The 2,669-nt window shown below is 79.2% G+C and carries 2 protein-coding genes and 1 pseudogene; all 3 read left to right on the top strand.

Going from position 1 to position 2,669, the window contains the following annotated elements:
* Positions 1-606, top strand: a pseudogene (locus tag ACYVKY_RS16045) (hypothetical protein); the annotation flags it as partial.
* The gene (locus ACYVKY_RS16040; RefSeq protein WP_460435990.1) at positions 603-2,348 is read left to right on the top strand and encodes a hypothetical protein; all 1,746 of its coding nucleotides are present in this window, start codon (positions 603-605) and stop codon (positions 2,346-2,348) included. The pseudogene ACYVKY_RS16045 and the gene ACYVKY_RS16040, both read left to right, overlap by 4 nt.
* Positions 2,345-2,669 (top strand): hypothetical protein (locus tag ACYVKY_RS16035; RefSeq protein ID WP_460435989.1); only part of this gene is annotated, 325 nt, incomplete at its 3' end. The genes ACYVKY_RS16040 and ACYVKY_RS16035, both read left to right, overlap by 4 nt.

Below are 2,669 nucleotides of genomic sequence, written 5' to 3'. Positions count from 1 at the left end.
GACGTCGTCGGCCGGGCCGGCCGGCTGGACGCCTGGGCCGCGCGACTGACCGGTCCGCCGCCCCCGGCCGAGCGGGTGCGGGGGGCGCTGCGCGTCGCGGCCTGGCGGGCGGGGCTGGCGCGGTACGTCGACGCCGCGCTGCGCGAGGCGGTCGAGCTCGTCGAGACGGTGCTCGCGCCCCTGCTCGGCGTCGGGAGCGCGACCGACGTGCTCGAACGGCATCGCGGCGACCGCTGGTGGTGGCCGGAGGTGCCGCAGCGCGCGGGCGTCGTGCGCCGGGTCGGCGGGTTCGGGCCGTGGGGCGGGACGTGGGCGCGGCTGCCGGTCGCGGTGCCGGGTGGCCCGACCGGGTGGGTCGCGGTCGCCGGGCCGGAGGCGTGGGCGGTGGTCGCCGACGTGCACGGCTCCTCGCTGGTCCCGCAGCCCGGGGCGGTGCCGCCGCCGGCGCGGCCGGTCGCGCCGCCCGACCTGCCGGTGCCCTGGGACGACGAGGTCACCGGTGCCGTCCCCGAGCCCGACGGCCGGGCGCTGCTGGTGAGCCGGGCGCACTCGTACCGGCTCGAGGTCGTCCTGCCTCACGGGTCCGCGGCCGGGCGGGCCGCGTGAGCGCGCCCGACGCGCTCGTCGGGCGCTGGCACGACGCCTGGCCCGAGGCGCTGCGGGCGTGGGGCACCTCGACCCGGGTCCACCCGCCCCGGTTGCACGTGGAACCGGTGCCCGAGGTGGGGTCGTTCGCCTGGTACGACTCGCGCGCCGTCGAGGTGCACATCGACCTGGCCGAGGTGCGCCGGCTCGGTCTCGACGACCACCCGGTCGCGGTGCTCGCCCACGAGATCGGGCACCACGTGCTGGCGCCCGGTGACCGGCGCACCGGCGTGCGGATCGCGGCCCGCGTCCGGGCCGGCCTGGTCGACCGCGACGGGCTGGTGCCGGTCGTCGCGAACCTGTGGAACGACCTGCTGGTGAACGACCGGCTGCAGCGGGCGGGGCGGGCCGACCTGGTCGGCGTCTGGCACGCGCTCGGCGCGCCGCGCGACCCGCTGATGGCGCTGGTGCTGCGGGCGTGCGAGCTGCTGTGGGAGGAGCCGCGCGGCTCGCTCGCCGGCACGGCGGTGCGGGTCGACGAGCCGGCGGCGCTGCTGTGCGCGCGGCTGGTGCGGGCCTACGCCGACGACCCCGTCGGCGGCGCAGGCGGTTTCGCGAGCCTGGTGCGCACGAGCCTCACCGACGACGAGCTCGACGGCGCCGCGCCGGTCGTCGTGCAGGTGGTGTGCGGCGACCACGGCGGCGGGCTGCCGTACGGCGTGGTGGGCGACGCGACGCTCGGGGCCCCGGTGGTGCACCCGGCCGTCGACCCGCGGGTGGTGGGGTCGGTCGAGGACGTGACCTCGGACGACGACACCCCCGCGGTCGCGGAGGCGTCCGCCGAGGGGACGGCCACCGGCTCGCTGGGCAACGCCCTGCTGCCCGCCGACCTGCACGCGGTGCTTGCCGCGCTCGGCGAGACGTCGTCGCTCGAGGACGTCGCGGTGGCCTGGTACCGCGAGCGCGCCGCGGCGCACCTGGTGCCGTTCCCGGTGCGGGAGAGCCCGTCCCGCCCCGACCCGCTGCTCGGCGGGCTCGAGACCTGGGAGCTCGGCGACGACCTCGGCGAGGTCGACTGGACGGGCACCGTCACCGCGTCCCCCGTGATCGTGCCGGGGGTGACGACGCAGCGCCGCACCGTGCTCGACGACGTGCGGGTCGACCCGCAGCGGCGTCCGGTCGACCTCGACCTGTACCTCGACTCGTCCGGCTCGATGCCCGACCCGAAGCGGTTCTCCTGGGTCGCGCTCGCCGGCGCGGTGCTCGCGCTGTCGGCGCTGCGGGTCGGCGCGCGGGTGCAGGCCACGACGTGGAGCGGGCCGGGCCAGGTGGCGGGCACGGACGGGTTCGTCCGCGACCCGGACGCCGTGCTGCGGGCGGTGGTCGCCTTCTTCGGCGGCGGCACCGCGTTCCCGCTGTCGCTGCTCGAGCGCACCTACCTCGGCGCGGACGGCCGGCCGCCGACCGCGACCGGTCCGACGCACGTCGCCGTCGTGTCCGACACCGGCGTGACGACGATGGCGCCCGCCGGCGAGCGCGCCGAGGAGGCGGGGTGGGTCGGCCTGGCCGACCGCGCCCTGCAGGCCGCGGGCGGCGGCGGGTCGCTCATCCTGGACGTGCCGGCCGGCTGGGTGCCGACCACCGCCGGCCGCGACGGCGTCCGCACGCTCACCGGGTACGACGTGTACGCCGTGTCGTCGGACGAGGAGCTGGTCGAGTTCGCGCGCGCCTTCGCGCGCCGCACCTGGGGAGGCACGGCGTGAGCGAGAAGACCGCTGGGACGGGGGCGCTGCCCGCGTCCGTCGTCCCGGGCCCCACCCGCGGCGGGCCGCCGCTCGCCGTGCTGGTGCACCGGCTCGCGCAGGCGCCGACCGACCTGCTCGACCCGCAGGTGCTACCCGCGCCCGCCCTCGGCGACCTGGCCGCCGACCTGGACGGCGCCGTCCTCGACCGGTCGACGTTCGCGGCGATCGCGGCCGACCTGCCGGCGGGGAGCGAGCGGGCCGCGCTGGCCCTGCTCACCGCGTGGCTGCTGGCCGACGAGGCGGTCCGCGCCGACCCGGGGGCGCGCGCGGCGGCCGCGG

It is taken from the genome of Angustibacter speluncae (assembly GCF_054777815.1).
The sequence above is the reverse complement of the archived record's forward strand: the minus strand, read 5'-3'. Positions and strand labels throughout refer to the sequence as shown.